Source organism: Streptomyces sp. NPDC060184, from assembly GCF_042728795.1.
Classification (GTDB): Bacteria; Actinomycetota; Actinomycetes; order Streptomycetales; family Streptomycetaceae; genus Streptomyces.
Map to the genome: position 1 here is coordinate 70,596 of NZ_JBHWYX010000031.1, position 17,349 is coordinate 87,944.

At 73.4% G+C, this 17,349-nt stretch carries 18 protein-coding genes; 5 read left to right on the forward strand and 13 right to left on the reverse strand.

The genetic code is table 11. From position 1 onward, the window contains the following. Positions 1-12: 12 nt before the first annotated feature. From ACFWEE_RS21110 to ACFWEE_RS21150, 9 genes are all read right to left on the reverse strand, one after another. A complete protein-coding gene (locus tag ACFWEE_RS21110; RefSeq protein WP_386891118.1) occupies positions 13-2,406 on the reverse strand; it encodes a phosphoketolase in 2,394 nt (797 codons plus the stop codon). Next, positions 2,403-2,570: a hypothetical protein gene (locus tag ACFWEE_RS21115; protein WP_386891119.1), complete on the reverse strand. Its 168-nt coding sequence runs from the start codon at positions 2,568-2,570 to the stop codon at positions 2,403-2,405. Before ACFWEE_RS21115 ends, ACFWEE_RS21110 begins: the two co-directional genes overlap by 4 nt. Continuing rightward, entirely contained in the window at positions 2,567-3,988 is a 1,422-nt protein-coding gene (locus ACFWEE_RS21120; protein WP_386891121.1) for an NADP-dependent succinic semialdehyde dehydrogenase, read from the reverse strand. The genes ACFWEE_RS21115 and ACFWEE_RS21120 overlap by 4 nt, the downstream gene beginning before the upstream one ends. Before the next feature lie 151 nt (positions 3,989-4,139). After that, complete coding sequence (locus tag ACFWEE_RS21125; protein ID WP_386891123.1) at positions 4,140-4,598, reverse strand: ATP-binding protein; 459 nt, start codon at positions 4,596-4,598, stop codon at positions 4,140-4,142. 192 nt (positions 4,599-4,790) lie between these two features. Beyond that, a complete protein-coding gene (locus ACFWEE_RS21130) occupies positions 4,791-6,887 on the reverse strand; it encodes a xanthine dehydrogenase family protein molybdopterin-binding subunit (protein WP_386891125.1) in 2,097 nt (698 codons plus the stop codon). Between the two features lie 51 nt (positions 6,888-6,938). Further along, positions 6,939-7,931, reverse strand: a complete 993-nt coding sequence (locus ACFWEE_RS21135) for an FAD binding domain-containing protein (protein ID WP_386891127.1) — start codon at positions 7,929-7,931, stop codon at positions 6,939-6,941. Continuing rightward, positions 7,928-8,533 carry a (2Fe-2S)-binding protein gene (locus ACFWEE_RS21140; protein WP_386891129.1) on the reverse strand — a complete coding sequence of 202 codons (606 nt, stop codon included), beginning with the start codon at positions 8,531-8,533 and terminating at the stop codon, positions 7,928-7,930. The genes ACFWEE_RS21135 and ACFWEE_RS21140 overlap by 4 nt, the downstream gene beginning before the upstream one ends. A 56-nt stretch (positions 8,534-8,589) precedes the next feature. Beyond that, positions 8,590-8,979 (reverse strand): hypothetical protein, encoded by a 390-nt coding sequence (locus ACFWEE_RS21145; RefSeq protein WP_386891130.1) that lies wholly within the window; start codon positions 8,977-8,979, stop codon positions 8,590-8,592. A 185-nt stretch (positions 8,980-9,164) separates the two neighbouring features. Further along, positions 9,165-10,130: an LLM class F420-dependent oxidoreductase gene (locus ACFWEE_RS21150; RefSeq protein ID WP_386891131.1), complete on the reverse strand. Its 966-nt coding sequence runs from the start codon at positions 10,128-10,130 to the stop codon at positions 9,165-9,167. 88 nt (positions 10,131-10,218) lie between these two features. Here ACFWEE_RS21150 and ACFWEE_RS21155 point away from each other — a divergent pair, with 88 nt between their 5' ends. The 3 genes from ACFWEE_RS21155 to ACFWEE_RS21165 all read left to right on the forward strand — a co-directional run bounded on the left by ACFWEE_RS21155 (position 10,219) and on the right by ACFWEE_RS21165 (position 12,482). After that, a complete protein-coding gene (locus ACFWEE_RS21155) occupies positions 10,219-10,548 on the forward strand; it encodes a DUF6479 family protein (RefSeq protein ID WP_386891133.1) in 330 nt (109 codons plus the stop codon). Between the two features lie 109 nt (positions 10,549-10,657). After that, the gene (locus ACFWEE_RS21160) at positions 10,658-11,533 is read left to right on the forward strand and encodes a cation diffusion facilitator family transporter (protein ID WP_386891164.1); all 876 of its coding nucleotides are present in this window, start codon (positions 10,658-10,660) and stop codon (positions 11,531-11,533) included. Between the two features lie 124 nt (positions 11,534-11,657). After that, a complete protein-coding gene (locus ACFWEE_RS21165) occupies positions 11,658-12,482 on the forward strand; it encodes a VOC family protein (protein WP_386891135.1) in 825 nt (274 codons plus the stop codon). A 33-nt stretch (positions 12,483-12,515) separates the two neighbouring features. Here ACFWEE_RS21165 and ACFWEE_RS21170 read toward each other — a convergent pair whose 3' ends face one another. The 3 genes from ACFWEE_RS21170 to ACFWEE_RS21180 form a co-directional block, all read right to left on the reverse strand. Then, positions 12,516-13,022 carry a DUF6328 family protein gene (locus ACFWEE_RS21170; RefSeq protein ID WP_386891136.1) on the reverse strand — a complete coding sequence of 169 codons (507 nt, stop codon included), beginning with the start codon at positions 13,020-13,022 and terminating at the stop codon, positions 12,516-12,518. A gap of 212 nt (positions 13,023-13,234) precedes the next feature. Beyond that, positions 13,235-13,735 carry a GNAT family N-acetyltransferase gene (locus tag ACFWEE_RS21175; RefSeq protein WP_386891138.1) on the reverse strand — a complete coding sequence of 167 codons (501 nt, stop codon included), beginning with the start codon at positions 13,733-13,735 and terminating at the stop codon, positions 13,235-13,237. A gap of 232 nt (positions 13,736-13,967) precedes the next feature. After that, positions 13,968-14,396: a DUF1992 domain-containing protein gene (locus tag ACFWEE_RS21180; protein ID WP_386891140.1), complete on the reverse strand. Its 429-nt coding sequence runs from the start codon at positions 14,394-14,396 to the stop codon at positions 13,968-13,970. 209 nt (positions 14,397-14,605) lie between these two features. On the opposite strand from ACFWEE_RS21180, the gene ACFWEE_RS21185 reads away from it, so the two are divergent. Next, positions 14,606-15,205: a hypothetical protein gene (locus tag ACFWEE_RS21185; RefSeq protein ID WP_386891142.1), complete on the forward strand. Its 600-nt coding sequence runs from the start codon at positions 14,606-14,608 to the stop codon at positions 15,203-15,205. After that, positions 15,202-15,972 (forward strand): hypothetical protein, encoded by a 771-nt coding sequence (locus ACFWEE_RS21190; protein ID WP_386891144.1) that lies wholly within the window; start codon positions 15,202-15,204, stop codon positions 15,970-15,972. The genes ACFWEE_RS21185 and ACFWEE_RS21190 overlap by 4 nt, the downstream gene beginning before the upstream one ends. 128 nt (positions 15,973-16,100) lie before the next feature. Here the strand turns inward: ACFWEE_RS21190 and ACFWEE_RS21195 are convergent, their stop codons facing one another. Further along, a complete protein-coding gene (locus tag ACFWEE_RS21195) occupies positions 16,101-16,910 on the reverse strand; it encodes a tyrosine-protein phosphatase (protein WP_386891165.1) in 810 nt (269 codons plus the stop codon). Positions 16,911-17,349 lie beyond the last annotated feature (439 nt).

A 17,349-nucleotide genomic window follows, 5' to 3' on the forward strand; every position in this document is an offset into this window, starting at 1 on the left:
GAAGCCGTCGGCTCAGCCGGTCCAGGTCCAGTCGGCCACCTCCGGCATGTCCTCGCCGAACGCGCGGATGTAGGCGTGGTGGCGGGTCCGTGCGTCGGCCATCGCCTGGCGGACCGCGACGGTGCGGACGCCCAGTCCGGGCACCCGGTCGACCACGTCCATGACGAGCCGGTACCGGTCGAGGTCGTTGCGGACCACCATGTCGAACGGGGTGGTGGTCGTGCCCTCCTCCTTGTAGCCGCGTACGTGGAGGTTGGCGTGACCGGCCCGGCGGTAGGCGAGGCGGTGGATCAGCCACGGATAGCCGTGGTAGGCGAAGATGACCGGCTTGTCGCGGGTGAAGAGGGCGTCGTACTCGGAGTCGGGCATGCCGTGCGGGTGTTCGCCGTGCGGCAGCAGCCGGGTCATGTCCACGACGTTCACCACGCGTACGGCGAGGTCGGGCAGATGGCGCCGGAGGAGGTCGGCGGCGGCCAGCGTCTCCAGGGTGGGGACGTCTCCCGCGCAGGCGAGCACCACGTCGGGTTCGCGGCTGCCGTCCTCCGTACCCGCCCACTCCCACACCCCGGCGCCCCGGGCGCAGTGGGCGCGTGCCTGGTCCATCGTCAGCCAGTCGAAGGTCGGCTGCTTCCCGGAGACGATCACGTTGACGTAGTCGCGGCTGCGCAGCACGTGGTCGGCGGTGGAGAGCAGGGTGTTGGTGTCCGGCGGCAGGTAGACGCGGACGACCTCGGGGCTCTTGTTGAGGATGTGGTCGACGAATCCGGGGTCCTGGTGCGAGAAGCCGTTGTGGTCCTGGCGCCAGACGTGCGAGCTGAGCAGGTAGTTCAGCGAGGCGATGGGGCGGCGCCAGGGCAGCCGGCGCGAGGTGCGCAGCCACTTGATGTGCTGGTTGACCATCGAGTCCACGATGTGGGCGAACGCCTCGTAACTGGAGAAGAGCCCGTGGCGCCCGGTGAGCACATAGCCCTCCAGCCAGCCCTGGCAGAGGTGTTCGGAGAGGATCTCCATCACCCGGCCGTCGCGGGCGAGGTTCTCGTCGGTCGGCAGGATCTTCTCCTGCCACGCCTTGCCGCTCGCGCCGTAGACGGCGTCGAGCCGGTTGGACGCGGTCTCGTCCGGGCCGACGAGCCGGAAGTCCCGGCGCCCGGCGGTCGCGGCCATGACGCCTTCGAGGAGTCGGCCGAGCACCCGGGTGGGTTCGTGGGACGCCGCGCCGGGCTTGTCGACGGTGACGGCGTGGTCGTCCAGCGGGGGCACCGGCAGATCGCGCAGGAGCAGTCCGCCGTTGGCGTACGGGGTCGCGCCCAGCCGGAGGTCGCCCTCGGGGATCACGGAGAGCACCTGCGCGGTGGGGCGGCCGGCGTCGTCGAACAGTTCCTCGGGCCGGTACGAACGCAGCCACGCTTCCAGTTGCCGCAGGTGGTCACGGTTGTCGCGTACTCCGGCGAGCGGGACCTGGTGGGCGCGCCAGGTTCCTTCGACGGGCAGCCCGTCGACCTCTTCGGGCCCGGTCCAGCCCTTGGGCGTACGCAGGACGATCATCGGCCACCGGGGGCGCCCGGTGGACCGGCCGCCCCGGGCGGCGCGCTGGTGCTCGCCGATCCGGTCCAGCGCGGTGTCCAGCGCGGCGGCCAGGGCGCGGTGGACCTCCGCGGGATCGTCGCCGCCGACGTGGAGGGGGTCGTGGCCGTATCCGCGCAGCAGCCGGTCGAGTTCGTCCTCGGGGAGGCGGGCCAGCACCGCCGGATTGGCGATCTTGTATCCGTTGAGGTGGAGGATCGGCAGCACGGCCCCGTCGTGCACCGGGTCGAGGAACTTGTTGGAGTGCCAGGAGGCAGCGAGCGGTCCGGTCTCGGCCTCCCCGTCCCCGATGACGCAGGCGACGAGCAGGTCGGGGTGGTCGAAGGCGGCGCCGTAGGCGTGGGCGAGGGCGTAGCCCAGCTCGCCGCCCTCGTGGACGGAGCCGGGGGTCTCGGGTGCCACGTGGCTCGGCACTCCGCCGGGGAAGGAGAACTGCTTGAACAGCGCTCCCATCCCTTCGGCGTCCCGGCTGATGTCGGGGTACGTCTCCGAGTAGCTGCCTTCCAGCCAGGAGTTGGCGAGTACGGCGGGCCCGCCGTGTCCGGGTCCCCAGACGCAGAGCGTCGGCCGGCTCCGCGCCTTGATCACCCGGTTGAGGTGGGTGTGGACGAGGTTGAGCCCGGGTGAGGTGCCCCAGTGGCCCAGCAGCCTCGGCTTGATGTGCTCGCGGGCGAGGGGCTGCTCCAGCAGCGGGTTCGCCATGAGGTAGATCTGGCCCGCCGCGAGGTAGTTGGCGGCCCGCCAGTGGGCGTCGAGGGCGGCGAGCTCGTCGTCGTCGAGCGCGGTGGTCGAGGGGGCCGGCTGCCCGGCGGTGCTGGTCACGAGGGGGTCTCCTCCTGGAGGGTGGACACGGCGGAAGCGGGCACAGTGCGGGTGGCCGCGGCGCCGACGGAAGCGGCGTGTGTGGGCACGGCGGGGGTGGACGCGGTTTTGGCCCGGGTGCGGCGGCCGGACGGCAGCTGCCGGGGGTGCGGGGGCCCGGTCATGCCCCACCGTCCTCCGTGGGGCCGTACCAGACGGTGGTCGCGTTGCAGAACTCCCGGATGCCGTGGCCGGCGAGCTCCCGGCCGTAGCCGGAGCGCTTCACCCCGCCGAAGGGCAGCGCGGGGTGGGAGGCGGTCATGCCGTTGAAGAAGACGCCGCCGGCCTCCAGGTCGCGGACGCACGCCTCCATGTCGTCCGGGTCGCGGGTCCAGACGTTGGAACTCAGCCCGAAGGGGGTGTCGTTGGCGATCTCCAGGGCCTCGTCGAGCCCGGAGACCCGGTAGAGGGTCGCCACCGGGCCGAAGGTCTCTTCGCGGTGGATCCGCATCTGCGGGGTGATCCCCGCAAGGACGGTGGGTCGGTAGAACCAGCCGTGTTCCAGTCCTCCGCCGAGCCCCTTGGGCCGTCCCCCGCCGCAGAGGGCCCGTGCCCCCTTGCCGAGGGCGTCGTCGACGAGTTCCTCCAGGTCGGCGCGGCCCTGTTCGGTGGAGAGCGGGCCGACGTCGGTGGATTCCTGGAGCGGGTCGCCGACCGTGAGGGCGTCCATGGCGGCGGTGAAGCGTTCGGCGAAGGCGTCGTACACGTCGGTGTGGACGATGAAGCGTTTGGCGGCGATGCAGGACTGGCCGTTGTTCTGGACCCGGGCGGTGACGGCGGTGTTGGCCGCCCGTTCGACGTCGGCGGAGGGCAGCACGAGGTAGGGGTCGCTGCCGCCGAGTTCGAGGACGGTCTTCTTCACCGTGTCCCCGGCGGTCGCGGCGACGGCGCGGCCGGCGGGCTCGCTGCCGGTGAGGGTTGCCGCGGCGATCCGGTCGTCGCGCAGGATCGCCTCGATGGCACCCGAGCCGACCAGGAGGGCCTGGAAGGCCCCGGCGGGGAAGCCGGCCCGGCGGAACAGGTCGCCCAGGTAGAGGGCGGTCCGCGGGACGTTCGAGGCGTGCTTGAGGAGCCCGGTGTTGCCCGCCATCAGCGCGGGTGCCGCGAAACGGACCACCTGCCAGAGCGGGAAGTTCCACGGCATCACGGCGAGGACCACGCCGAGCGGCCGGTAGTGGACCCGGGCGCGGACGGCCCCGGAGTCCTCGACGTCGTCGTCCGCGGGGTGCTCGTCGGCCAGCAGCCGTTCGGCGTGGGCCGCGTACCAGCGCATGGCCTTGGCGCATTTGGCGGCCTCGGCGCGTGCGGCGGCCAGGGGTTTGCCCATTTCGAGGGTCATGGTGCGGGCGATGGCGTCGCGGTCGGCGTCCAGGAGGTCCGCGGCCTTCTCCAGCAGGGCGGCCCGCTCGGCGAAGCCCGTGGTGCGGTAGGTGCGAAAGGTGTCGTACGCGGTGGCGATCCGCCGTTCGATCTCCGCCTCGCCGATCGCTTCGTACGTCGTGAGCGTTTCGCCGTTCGCGGGGTTGACCGTCGCGATGGGCATGGCTGTGGCCTCCTTGCCTGGGTTCTTCGACCGTCCCGCGCCTTCGCGTGCGGCGCAACGCGGGCCCCGTCGCAGCGCCTACCCGGCCGTCGCGGATCATGCGTGCCGAGGGCGCGCGATCCGGACCGGCCGGGCAGGGTGGCAGGAACGGTCAGGCGAGGGCCGAGGCGGGCAGCGGCCGGGACTCGGGAGCGGTGTCCGGCGGTGTACGCGGCAGCAGGCCGGTCGGGCGCGGCACCTCGGCGTACCGGGTGAACCAGACGACTTTGCCGTCATCGGTGCGGCAGGTGCCCCAGCTGTCGCTGAGCGCCATGACCCGGCTCAGTCCGCCGCCGGAGGCGAGCAGCCTCGGCATCCCCGCGCCGTCGTCGGCCACGGCCACCGTCAGACGGCGGCCGGTCCAGCGGAGTTCGACGACGCACGGGGTGTCGCCGCCGACGTGCCGGTGGACGTTGGTCAGCAGTTCCTCCAGCGCCCGGCAGACCGGGCGGACGTGCAGTTCGAGACTCCAGTGGCGCAGGTGCGCCGCGACGATGCGCCGCAACTGGGAAACGCGCTCTGCCGACACCTGCAGTTCGACCAGATAGTGCCGGTCGAGTGGAACGGTCATCGTCGGGGCTCCTCACCGCGAGGCCCACGTGCGTGTCCGTCGTGAACCGACGGCCCCTGAGCACGAAGCGTGAGCGGCCATCACTTCTGCGTCACTCCTCAGGGTGACGCCGCTGGGCCGGGTGCGCAACAGTTGGACCGTCGCCGCTGGTGGAAGGGACTCCTACGGGGTACGGAGCATCGCGGGCACCGCCTATGGCAGGTACGGCAGGACCTTGTCCGGGGTGAGCGGGAGTTCGGTCAGCCGCGCCCCGGTGGCGTGGCGCACCGCGTTGCCGATGGCGGCGGCGGTGCCGACGATGCCGATCTCGCCGATCCCCTTACTGCCCATCGGGTTGAGGTGGGGGTCGTCCTCGTCGATCCAGTGCGCCTCGACGGCCGGGACGTCGGCGCAGGCCGGTACGTGGTAGGCGGCGAGGTCGCTCTCGGTGAAGTCGCCGTACACCGGGTCCAGGGTGCTGCCCTCGGTCAGCGCCATCCCGATGCCCATGACCATGCCGCCGATGAACTGGGAGCGTGCGGTGCGGGCGTTGAGGATGCGTCCGGCGGCGTAGACGCCGAGCAGCCTGCGTACCCGGATCTCGCCGGTGAGCGAGTCGACGGCGGTCTCGGCGAAGTGCGCGCCGAAGGCGTGCCGGGAGTACGGGGACTCGGTGCCGGTCTCCTCGCCGGTGTCGGCGCGCTCCGTGATGCCCTCGGCGGGCAGCGGCCCGGAGTGCGCGGCGAGCCGGGCGGCGAGGGCTGTCGCGGCCTTGTGCACCGCCCACCCCCAGGAGGCGGTGCCGGAGGAGCCGCCGGCGAGCGGCGCGGTGGGCAGGTCGCTGTCACCGAGGGCGACCCGGACCCGGTCGGCGCCGGTGGAGAGCGCCGAGGCCGCGATCTGCGCGAGGACGGTACGGGCGCCGGTGCCGATGTCCGTGGCGTTCACCTCGACGAGGAAGCTCCCGTCGGCTGCGGCGTGCGCGGAGGCCGAGGAGGGCCCGACGAGGACGGGGTACGTCGCCGAGGCCACGCCCGTACCGAGCAGCCAGCGTCCCTCCTGGCGGGAGGCGGGGCGGCGGTCGCGGTGGTGCCAGCCGAAGCGCTCGGCGCCCTCGCGCAGGCAGGCGACGAGGTTGCGGCTGCTGAACGGTTTCCCCGAGTCGGGCTCGGTGGCGGGTTCGTTGCGTACCCGCAGCTCGACGGGGTCGATGCCGAGCGCGCAGGCCAGTTCGTCCATCGCGGACTCCAGGGCGTACATCCCGGGCGCCTCACCGGGGGCGCGCATCCAGGACGGGCTCGGGACGTCGAGGGCGGCCACCCGGTGCGCGGTCCGGCTGTGCGGTGAGGCGTACATGATCCGCGCCGGTACGGCGGCCTGCTCCACGAACTCCTTGACCGTGGAGGTGTGGGTGACGACCTCGTGGCAGAGGGCGGAGATCACCCCGTCGTCGTCGGCGCCGATCCGGACGCGGTGCACCGTGGGCGCGCGGTGGCCGACGACGGCGGGCAGCTGCTTCCTCGGCAGGGCGAGCTTCACGGGGCTGCCGGTGTGCAGGGCGGCCATGGCGGCGAGCACCACCTGGGGGCGCGGCGTGCCCTTCGACCCGAAGCCGCCGCCGACGTGCTCGGAGATCGCGGTCACCCGGCCGGTGTCGATGCCGAAGACGGCGGCCAGCGTGTCGCGGACCGTGCTGGAACCCTGGCTGGAGTCGTGGACGGTCAGCCGGCCGTCCGCCCATCGGGCGGTGGTGGCGTGCGGCTCCATCGGGTGGTTGTGCAGGGGGCCGATCCGGTACGTCGTGTCGATCCGGTTCTCCGCGTCCTCCCAGGCCCGCGTGAAGTCGCCGCGTTCCCGGACAGCGGGGAAACCGCCGTTGGCCGTCTCCGGGGTGTACAGCCCGGGGTGGTCGTCGGTGAGGACGACGTCGTGGGGTTCGACCTCGTACTCGGTGACCACCGCGTCGGCTCCCGCCCTGGCCGCTTCGAGGCTGTCGGCCACCACCAGCGCGACGTACCAGCCCCGGTGCGGGACCCGGTCGTCCTGGAGCACCGCGAGCGTCGGATCGTCGGGGGTGTGCAGGCGGGGCGCGTTGTCGTGGGTGAGCACGGTGTGCACGCCGGGGAGGGCGAGCGCGTCGGCGGTGCGGACGGCGGTCACCCGCCCGCTGGGCACGGTGGCAGGGACGGGCCAGGCGTACAGGCAGCCGGGCGGGGTGTGCTCCGCGGCGTAGCGCGCCGACCCCGTGACCTTCTCCCGGGCCTCGCGGCGGACGACGGGGGCACCGAGCGGCTGGGGGGCGTGGCTCATGACGGGTCCTCGGGCGAGTCGGGGTGCGGGGCGCGGGCGGGTGCCGGCCGGTCAGGCGGTGGCCGGTGCGGTGAGTTCGGTGAGCGCGGCGACGGTCAGCCTGCGGGCGAGGTCCACCTTGAAGGCGTTGTCGCGCAGCGGCCGGGCGGCGGCGAGTTCGGCGGAGGCGGCACGGGCGAAGGTCTCGGTGGTGGCCGTGGCTCCGCGCAGCACGGCCTCCGCCGCGGTCGCCCGCCAGGGGCGGTGGGCGAGACCGCCGAAGGCGAGGGCCGCGTGCTGGACGCGGCCGTCCCGCACGGTGAGGACGGCGGCCACCGAGACGAGCGCGAAGGCGTACGAGGCCCGGTCGCGGACCTTGCGGTAGAGCTGCGCCGAGCCCTCGGGCGGCGCGGGCAGGACCACCCCGGTGATCAGCTCGCCGGGGCGGATCACCGTGTCCTGGTCCGGGTTCTCCCCCGGCAGCCGGTGGAACCCGGTGACGGGTACGGTCCGTTCGCCCTCCGGCCCGTGGAGCACCACGGTGGCGTCGAGCGCCGCGAGGGCGGCCGAGAGGTCCGAGGGGTGGGTGGCGACGCAGCTCTCGGAGTGGCCGAGGACGGCGAGGTCCCGGTGGGCACCCTCGCGCGCGGGGCAACCGGTGCCGGGGGCCCGCTTGTTGCACGGTTTGGACACGTCCTGGAAGTACGGGCAGCGGGTGCGCTGGAGGAGGTTGCCGCCGGTGGTGGCGATGTTGCGCAGCTGGCCCGACGCCCCGGCGAGCAGCGCCTGGGAGAGCACCGGGTACCGCTCGCGCACGAGGGGGTGCGCGGCGAGATCGCTGTTGCGGACGGTCGCCCCGACGCGCAGCCCGCCGTCGGGGGTGGGTTCGGTGCGGTCCAGGGGCAGCCGGGTGACGTCGACGAGGACACCCGGCGTCTCGACGCCGAGCTTCATCAGGTCGACCAGGTTGGTCCCGCCGCCGAGGAAGCGGGCGCCGGGGTGCGCCGCCACCGCGCGTACCGCTTCGGCGACGGAGTCGGGCCGCAGATAGCCGAAGGGTTTCACCGGGCCACGTCCCCGATCGCCTCGACGATGTGCGGGTAGGCGCCGCACCGGCAGAGGTTGCCGCTCATCCGCTCGCGGATCTCCTCGGGCCCGAGGGCCACGGGCCCGCCCGCCGGGAGGGCGGCGGGCTCGGTCGCGTGCGAGGGGAAGCCCTCCTCCGCTTCGGCGAGCATGCCGACGGCGGAGCAGATCTGGCCGGGGGTGCAGTAGCCGCACTGGAGGGCGTCGCGGTCCACGAACGCCTCCTGCAGGGGGTGGAGGCGGCCGTTCTCGGCCAGCCCCTCGACCGTGGTGACGCGGGCACCGTCCTGGGCGACGGCCGGCAGCAGGCAGCTGTTGGCGCGGCGGCCGTCGACGAGGACGGTGCAGGCCCCGCACTGCCCGTGGTCGCAGCCCTTCTTGGCCCCGGTGAGGCCGAGGTGTTCCCGCAGGGCGTCCAGGAGCGTGGTGCGGTGGTCGAGCGTCACCGTCCTGGCGGCGCCGTTGACGTGGAGGGTGACGGTGGAATGGCCGGGGAGGCCGCCGGGCACGCCGTTCTCCGGTTCTCCCTGGGGGATCCGGAGAACGGTCTCCGCGTCCTCGACCAGCCGGTGGGGTTCCATGCGCGGGTGCCTTCCGTTTCTGCCCGCCGGGACGGTGGCGGTGCGGGGGGGGTGGGTCAGCGGCTGGTGAGCCGCATCCTGACTTCCTCTTCCTGGTCCCCCGCCGCGGTGCCGACGGTCTCGACCGAGAACACCTCCCCGAGATGCCCCCGGAGCCGGTCCACCGCCCAGTAGCCGCCCTGGACGTCGAGGGTGACCGGTCCGGCGAGCGCGGCGGGCCCGGCGGCCTCCTTCTTCGTGGAGACGTCGACGGTGGCGGACCAGACGGTCGGGCGGGGCGTGTTCGTGTCGGCGGGCGCGTCCGCGGCGGCCCGGTCGGAGGTGAAGGAGCGCCGGAGCACCTCGAACACGGTGCTCGCGTCGTCGGTCGTGCACTCGCTCAGCGAGACCAGGACGTCGTAGTTCTCCTGATGCTCGGAAGCGGTCTTGTCGCTGGTGTTCACCATGGTTCCTTTCTCGGGAGCCGGACGCGGCGGAGCCGGCCCGCTCCCAGGCTCGCCCCGCGGCCGGAAGTCGGCGACACGGATACGGCAGTCGGCCCAGTGCCTGCCCCGGGTCCTGCCCGGGAAGTCACCGCGTACGCGTGGCGATCACGCGGACCGCCCGCCCGACGGGAGTGGCCGGACACGGCCTACAGGGCGCGGAGCGCGGGCAGCAGCTTCTTCTCCGCCCAGGAGATGAACGGCTGCTGGTGCGCCCCGCCGACCTGGATGAGGGCGATCTCGGTGAAGCCCGCGTCGCGGTAGGCGCGGACCGCTTCGGTGAACTCGTCCACGTCGCTCCCGCAGGGGATCGCCCCGGCCACGTCCTCGGGGCGCACGTACGCGGTGGCCTGGTCGAATCCGTCCGGCCCCGGCAGCTCGGAGTTGACCTTCCAGCCGCCCAGCGACCAGCGGAACTGCTCGTGCGCCCGGGCCACGGCGGCGTTCCGGTCGGGGTCGTAGCAGACGGGGAGCTGCCCGACCGAGGGTTTGCCGGCGCCGCCGTGGCGGGCGAAGGCGTCGAGCAGTTCCGCCTTCGGCTCGGTGGCGACGACGAGGTCCGCCAGTTCGCCCGCGAGGGCGCAGGACTTCGGTCCGGAGACGGCGATCCCGACCGGCACCCGGGTCTCCGGAAGGTCCCACAGCCGGGCGTTCTCCACCTGGAAGTGGGTACCGGCATGGTTCACCACGCCTCCGTCGAAGAGGGCACCGATGATGCGAGCCGCTTCCTCCAGCATGTCGAGCCGGACCCGGGCGCGCGGCCACCCGGCGCCGGTGATGTGTTCGTTGAGGTTCTCGCCCGATCCGAGCCCCAGCCGGAAGCGGCCCTCGGACAGGATCTGGAGTGTCGCGGCCTTCTGGGCGACGACGGCCGGGTGGTAACGCACGGTCGGGCAGGTCACGTACGTCATGAGCGGGATGGTCGAAGTGGCCTGCGCCGCGGCGCCGAGGACGGTCCAGGCGTACGGGGCGTGCCCCTGCTCGGAGAGCCAGGGGAAGGAGTGGTCGGAGGTGACGGAGAAGTCGAATCCCGCGCGCTCGGCGGCGACGACGTCCGCCACCAGCTCCCGGGGGCCGGTCTGCTCGGTCATCATCGTGTAGCCAATTTTCACCATACAAAACACTTATCCGGTCATATAGCTACAAAACATGAAATCGAATGAATGACTGTCTGACGATCCGCATCCGGGGTATCCGGCATGCATGGACGTATCGAACGCAGCCCAGGCCGCCGCATCCTCCACGCTCGCCGTCTCCGGAGCGCTGGGGACCGGCCTCATCATCGCCGCGGTCGCTGTCGTGGCCCTGCTCATCGGCGCCTTCTGGTTCGGCATGCGCCGCCGCGACAAGGAGCTGCCGCCCCCGCGCGCCGACGAACAGCCCATCCCGCCGGCCCACCGCTCGCACATCCAGCAGGAGAACGTGCACGGCGAGGACCGTTTCCCCGACGACGGCCACGCCCTGTCCCCTTACGAACTCGGGGAGCGCGACACGGGAACCACTCCGCCGGAGAGCGACCGGCCCCGTGACTGAGGGGATACGCACCGAGCGCCGCTCTTCCGGAACTCCGCCGGACGTACCCGGCCCGGGGGCGGCGGGCGCGGAGAGCGGGAAGGCCGCCGACCGGCGGACCCGCGTCACCGTGCTCGTCGCCCTCGCGGCGAATCTGGTGATCGCCGCCGCCAAGACCGCGGGCGGCCTCCTCTCCGGCTCCCCGGCCCTGCTGTCCGAGGCCGCGCACTCCGTCGCCGACAGCGTGAACGAGGTCTTCCTCCTCGCGGCGCTGCGGCGCAGCCGTCGCCCGCCCGACGCGCGTCACCCGTTCGGATACGGCAAGGAACGGTACTTCTGGTCCCTCCTGGCGGCGGTGGGGATCTTCGTCATGGGCGGCTGCTTCTCCTTCTTCCAGGGCTTCGAGGCGCTGCGCAGCCACGACCGGGAATCCCCGTCCGGCTACGCGGTCGGCCTCGCCGTCCTCGGTGTGGCACTGGTGGCCGAGGGCACGTCGCTCGTCCGGGCCCTGCACCAGGTGCGGGGCGAGAAGGGCGGCGCGAAGGACCCCGCGCTGCGCACGGTGGTCGCGGAGGACTCCACCGCCGTGCTCGGAGTGGTCCTCGCCATGGCCGGCATGGCACTGCACCTGGTCACCGGGAACGTCGTCTGGGAGGCGTCCGCCTCGCTCGCCATCGGACTGCTGCTGGTGTACGTGGCCTTCCGGCTCGGCCGGGACGCCCGCGACCAGCTGATCGGCGAGTCCGCCGATCCCGCGCTGCGCAAGGACATCGGGGACTTCCTCGGCCGCCAGGCGGAGATCGACAACGTCGAGTCCCTCCTCACCATGCGGCTGGGGCTCGACTCGACCCTGGTGGCCGCGCGGGTCGACCTGTCGCCGGGCATCGACAGCGAGGAGATCGAGCGGGTCTCCGTCCGCATCAGGGAGACGATCAACCGGACCTGGCCCCAGGCCGACCACGTCTACCTCGACATCACCAACGCACCTCCCCGCGGCGGGGTCTGAAGGGGCCGGTCAGGGGAAGCGCCCGGCCGCGTGTTGCGGGACCGGCCCGGTCGGCCGACGCTGGTTCTGGCCCGGCGGCAGTCGGCGGACGGGCCCGCCCGAGCGGACGAAGGCAGTGTGAAAGATGACCGGAAGCGATCCCCGTACGCCCCCCGCCGCCGCGCCGCTGACCGGCGCGGCGGCACCCTGCTGGGTCAACCTGCTGACCCGGGACCTGGAAGCCGCGCAGCACTTCTACGGCGCCGCCCTGGGCTGGACCTTCCACCCCAGCAAACTCGGCCCCGAGTTCTGCGTCGCCCGCCTGCGCGGCGTGCCGCTGGCGGGCATCGGCGGCGTCTCGTCCTCGTACCAGACCGCTGTCGCCTGGCTGCCGTACTTCGCGGTCCAGGACGCGGACGTCGCGGCCGGACGCGTCCGCGAGCGCAGCGCGACGGTGGCGGTGGGACCGCTGAAGCTCAACGAGGGGCGCGGGGTGCTGGCGTCCGACCTGGACGGCGCGGTCTTCGGGCTCTGGGAGCGCCTCTCGGCCCCCTCTCCGCGGTCCGCTCCCGCCGACCGCTCGTACGCCTGGCTCCGGCTGCGTACGCGGAACGCGTTCGACGCGGCGATCTTCTACGGCGGGGTACTCGACTGGGCCAGCGGCCGGCCGGGCAGTTGCGAGGTCTCCTACGAGGAGGACGAGGTCATCGTGCGCTTCGAGGGACGCCCCCTGGCGCGGATCAGCTCCGGGGCGGTGGAGGCCTCGCCCGATCCGGTGCTGCGCCCTCACTGGCAGGTGCAGTTCCTGGTGGAGGACGTGTCCGAGACGGCGGAGGCGGTCCGCAGCTCCGGCGGTACGGTCATCGCCCTCGACGAGGTCCGGGGCGGTACCGAGGCCGTGGTGCGCGACCCCGACGGCGCGGTCTTCGGCGTCACGGACGCCAGCAGCCCGGAGGCGGGCTCGGCCTGAGGCAGTCCGGGCCAAAGGTCCGGGCCGCCCGGCTCAGGGCTCCGTGGGACCGGTGGCGTCCTGCCCGTGGTCACGGGCGATCGCCCACAGCGGGAAGACGAACCAGCAGACGGCGAACCACACCGCCATACCGCCGACGAGCCAGAGCGCCACTTGGTTGTGGAGCGCCACCCGCAGGATGAGCAGCAGCGCGCTGCACATGGTGCAGAACAGCAGGACGAGCCCGAGGACCGTGAGCCGGGAGGCCCAGGTGACGGTCTGCGGCTTCAGCCGGCGTCCGGTGAGCAGCCGGTGGTAGGAGACGGGGCCGATGAGGGCGGCGGCCGTCGAGGAGCCCAGTATCACCGTGACGACGTAGATGGTCCGGTCGGTGGTGCCCAGTTCGGCGAACCGGGGCTGGAACACCACGGCGAGCAGGAAGCCGAAGAGGATCTGTACGCCCGTCTGCGCGACCCTGAGCTCTTGGAGCAGGTCCGTCCACCGCCGGTCCGCCCGTTCCTCGGCGCTCTCCTGGCGTCCGTCGTCCCCCGCGAGCGTCACGGCGGGCCTCCCCTCGTCGGCGTGGACCGCCGGGGCGGTGCGCCGCGGCGGGTTCCTACGCCTTCCCCGCGCCCGTCGCGGCGAATCCTGCGGGGTGACGGGCGCGGAGCCCCGGACGGGCCGCCGTCCCGGGCCCCGCGCCCGTCGCGGCGAATCCTGCGGGGTGACGGGCGCGGAGCCCCGGACGGGCCGCCGTCCCGGGCGGACGCCGTTCAGGCAATGGGGAGCATCAGTTCGGGCCGGTCCCACATCACGTACGGCGGGGTCGCGGGTGCGGTGCCGGTGCGTTCGGCGCCGACGCTGCGGTAGAAGCCCTCGGAGGGCGGGTGGGAGACCACCCGGACGGCGTCGAGGCCGGCGCGGCCCGCCTCCTCGCGCAGGTGCGCGATCAGGCACCGGCCGATCCCCCGTCCCTGGGCGGCGTCGGCGACGAACATGAGGTCGAGTTCGCCGGTGGCACCCGGTGCGCCCGCGTGCCCCGGACCGAGCACGAGGGAGTAGAAGCCGAGCACCGGGCCGCCGTCCCCGTCGACGGCGACGAAGACCCGGTGGGTCTCGATGTAGTCGGGTCCCACGCGGTAGCCCTCGACCATGGGCGCCCAGGGGCCCTCGTACGCCCGCGACGCCCGGACCAGCCGGGTCAGCCGCTTGGCGTCCCGGGCCACCGCCCGCCTGACGAGTACCGCGCCGGGGCCGGTGTTCCACGTGTCCATGGGACAAGTATCGCCGTCGGGGGCAGGAGGGGATCCTGCGGGCGCCCGACGGACCGGCCCTCCGGCGGTCACGGGACGGTTGCCACCGGATCCACTCGTCCCACGTCCGCCCGCAGGACCGGCGGGGCGTCCGCAACGCCCCGCCGTCCCTGACGACGGATGCGGTGCCGGCCCGTCGCCCGGCCGGCACCGCATCCGTTCGACCATCGCCGCGGCGTCGGCCGTCAGGCTTTCAGGCGGGCCGGGCCTCGCCGTCCCGGCCGCCGGTCCGTGCCGCGCGCCATTCCCCGACGGTCTTCTCGACGTCGAAGCGCCCGAGGTTGAGCGGCGGGCCGGGCGGGGGCATCCGAACCGCCTCGTCGATCTTCTCGTTGATCGCGTCCAGCAGTTCCCGCACCCGGCGCTCGGAGACCGCCCCGGTGATCGCGCGACGGACGTCCTCCGCCTCCTTGCGCAGAGCGAGGGCGGGCGGCAGGACCGACAGCCCCTCGCGCTGCATCTTCTCCTTGATCCACCAGTCCTCGTCGTAGGTGCGCCCCAGTCCGGGAAGCGGCTTGCCGAAGCCCGGCAGGGAGGCGAAGTCGCCACGCTGCTCGGCCTCGTGGATCTGCCGGTCCACCCACGAATCGAAACTGACGCCAGGGGGCTTCCGTTCGGTCACGGGACACCTCTTCCGTACTCCGGCCAGGACCCTTTCACGGTACCCGGACGCCGTTGCGCGCAACGACGCTGTCTCGAACTGCTGGTCGGGGGTACACGACTTCACGCACCCCGCTCGGCCGGATCAACCGGCCGAAGCCCGGACCGGAGGGAGTTGACCACTGTGCGAGAGAACTGCGTACCGGACAGCGAACGGGGGGAGCGTCGATCATGACGACCGTACTGATCATCGTCGGTGTCGTCGTCCTCGCGGCGATCGCCGGCTGGCTCCTTCTGCGCGGGCGGGCGACCGGCGGCGCCGGGTTGAAGCGCCGCTTCGGACCCGAGTACGACCGGGTGCTCGCCCGCCATCAGGGCGACGCCAAGCTCGCCGAGCAGGAGCTGGAAGAGCGGGTGAAGCGGCACGGTTCGATCGGCGGACAACCGCTGTCGGCCGAGGCGCGGGAGCGGTACACCGCACGCTGGACCCGGGTGCAGGAGCGGTTCGTCGACGCTCCCGAGGACGCGGTCGCCGAGGCCGGTGACCTTCTCGACGAGCTTTCCCGGGAGCGCGGCTTCCCGGAGGCGGGCAGTGCCGAGGAGCGCGCGGAGGCCCTGTCGGTCCACCACGCCACGCGGGTCGACGCCTACCGCCGCGTGCACGCGGCGCGCGATGGTTCCGGCGGCACCGAGGAGTTGCGCCAGACCCTCGTCGAGGCCCACGGGCTCTTCGACGCACTGCTCGGGAAGCGGACGGCCGAACCGGCCGAGCGGGGCCGGACCACAGACATGAGGAAGCAGCACCACGCGAAGGGAAGTGTGACGTCATGACGTACGGATCTTCTACGAACGGTGAGCGGATGGACGGCGAGCGGACCGGCGGCGAGCGGTCCGGCGGGGCGGCGGACGCCCGGCGCACGGACGACCGGACGCGGACGGCGTTCCCCGAACCCTCCGGCGCGGTCCCCGAGCCCTCCGGCGCCGCCCCGGAGAGCGCCGCGGGTCCCAGGCCCCTACATGCCCCCGAGACCGCCGGGAGCCCCGCCGGCCGCACCGACCGGAACCTCGCGGGGGACCGCGCCGACCGTCCGGCCGACGGTACGGGTACGACGGACGCGGCGGCCCCCGACCGCACCGGCACCCTCGGCGCGAAGCGGGACCCGGACCGCGTGGACGGCGTGGACGGCGTGGGCCGCACGCACGGCACGGACCGTACGGACCCCGTGGGCCGTGCCGGAACACGCCGGGAGGCCTCCGGCGCCCGCACCGCTTCCGGCACCGCCGCGCACGACGGACACGGCCTGGACCACGCCGACGGGGCCCTGCTCGGCGGAACCGACCACGACGAGCTGGAGCGGCGGATGCGCCACGCGGTCAGCGACTTCGTGGAGGACCCGCGGCGCGCGGTCCGGGAGGCCGGCGAGACCCTCGACGCGGTCACCCAGAACCTGGTCAAGGCGCTCACCGACCGGAGCACCGCACTGCGCAGTGAGGAGCAGGCGGACGACGCGGGCGGGCAGAACGGCGAGCGGACGGAACAGCTGCGGATCGTGCTGCAGCACTACCGCGACCTCACCGACCGGCTGCTGGCGGTCTGAGCCACCCGGCTCCGCCCGCCGGGAGCCCGGCCCCGAGGCCCCGGAACACGAGCGGCCGGGAGGAACACGGACACACCGTCCGCGTGCCTCCCGGCCGCCGGGGCGTTCCCCCGTACGCGCCCCTGGGTCTACACCGGTACGCCGACGGGGACGGTCAGCTCCTGGCGCAGCCGCTCCACCACCGGCTCCGGCAGCCTCAGCCCGCTGCGCACATAGCCGTCGAGCCCGCCCCACCGCTCCTCCATGGCGTCCAGCGCCACGTCGAGGTAATGGGGCCGCGCCTCGATGACGGCGGAGGCGATGGCCGGATCGCCTCCCGCGTCGAGGAAGCGCTGCACGGAGGGGGCGAAGGCGAGGCGCACGGCGGGGTTGACCGCGAGGAATTCGGCCCGGACGGTCTCCCGGGACGCCCCCAGGATCATCAGCAGCACCGCGGTGGCCCAGCCGGTACGGTCCTTCCCCGCGGTGCAGTGGAAGAGGACGGGCCGGGCCGAGGCGTCCGCCGCCGTCTCCAGGAAGGCGCGGTAGGCGGCCGACGCCCCCGGGGAGAGCACCATCTGACGGTACGTCTGCGCGAACACCTCCTCCGCCCGGCCCCCGCCCAGCGCCTCCTCGGCGGCGGCCGGGTCGGCGAGCAGGGCCCTGAGCCGGGCCGGGGCGACCCCGGGATTGCCGCCCAGCACGTCGGCGACGAAGAGTCTGGCTCTCGGGGGCAGCCGGTCCGGGGCCCAGTGGCGCTCGTCGGCGGTCCGCAGATCGACGACCGTACGGACACCGAGGGCGGCGACCGCCATGTCGTGCTCGGGATCGAGTTCGCTCAGCTGGCCCGAACGCAGGAGGATCCCCTGCCGCAACCGCTGGCCGTGGCCCAGGGCGATGCCGCCCAGATCCCGCAGATTGACGACGGTGGTGGCCGGGACGGCCCGGGCGGTCTGCACGATGAACTGCCTCTTTCCCGACGTTTTGCGCATTTACGTATCAACGTCGCATGTCAGTGGCGATTCGACGATTCGACAACGGAAAGCGCCGGAGCGGACCGGCCCTTCGGTGACGGGAGCGCGGGCCCCGCGGGCCGCCCGCGGACGGCGGTCCACGCACGCCCCGGACCGCCCCGACGCCGGTTCGCACCGTCGTCGGCCCTCGCCGGGCTCGCCGTCCACGAGGGACGGCCCGGCCCCGATCCGGGCCCAGGCCGGATCAACCGATCGAATGAAGATCCATTGAAGGCGAGCGCGACCGGCGGGGCCCGGCCCGGAACGGGGGCGTCGGGTCGTCCTCGCCGACCGCCCCCGCGACACGCTGTGTGCACGTCCGGACGCGCACCGGAGAGGGATAGGTCACAGCCGAATCCTCTGCTGGTCCCCCGCCGGACTGCCC

Excerpts from the sequence above, each read along its gene's own strand:
- ACFWEE_RS21115 (WP_386891119.1), bottom strand. The coding sequence starts at position 2,570 with ATGACCGGGCCCCCGCACCCCCGGCAGCTGCCGTCCGGCCGCCGCACC.
- ACFWEE_RS21120 (WP_386891121.1), bottom strand. The coding sequence starts at position 3,988 with ATGCCCATCGCGACGGTCAACCCCGCGAACGGCGAAACGCTCACGACG.
- ACFWEE_RS21125 (WP_386891123.1), bottom strand. The coding sequence starts at position 4,598 with ATGACCGTTCCACTCGACCGGCACTATCTGGTCGAACTGCAGGTGTCG.
- ACFWEE_RS21130 (WP_386891125.1), bottom strand. The coding sequence starts at position 6,887 with ATGAGCCACGCCCCCCAGCCGCTCGGTGCCCCCGTCGTCCGCCGCGAG.
- ACFWEE_RS21140 (WP_386891129.1), bottom strand. The coding sequence starts at position 8,533 with ATGGAACCCCACCGGCTGGTCGAGGACGCGGAGACCGTTCTCCGGATC.
- ACFWEE_RS21145 (WP_386891130.1), bottom strand. The coding sequence starts at position 8,979 with ATGGTGAACACCAGCGACAAGACCGCTTCCGAGCATCAGGAGAACTAC.
- ACFWEE_RS21150 (WP_386891131.1), bottom strand. The coding sequence starts at position 10,130 with ATGGTGAAAATTGGCTACACGATGATGACCGAGCAGACCGGCCCCCGG.
- ACFWEE_RS21155 (WP_386891133.1), top strand. The coding sequence starts at position 10,219 with ATGGACGTATCGAACGCAGCCCAGGCCGCCGCATCCTCCACGCTCGCC.
- ACFWEE_RS21165 (WP_386891135.1), top strand. The coding sequence starts at position 11,658 with ATGACCGGAAGCGATCCCCGTACGCCCCCCGCCGCCGCGCCGCTGACC.
- ACFWEE_RS21175 (WP_386891138.1), bottom strand. The coding sequence starts at position 13,735 with ATGGACACGTGGAACACCGGCCCCGGCGCGGTACTCGTCAGGCGGGCG.
- ACFWEE_RS21185 (WP_386891142.1), top strand. The coding sequence starts at position 14,606 with ATGACGACCGTACTGATCATCGTCGGTGTCGTCGTCCTCGCGGCGATC.
- ACFWEE_RS21190 (WP_386891144.1), top strand. The coding sequence starts at position 15,202 with ATGACGTACGGATCTTCTACGAACGGTGAGCGGATGGACGGCGAGCGG.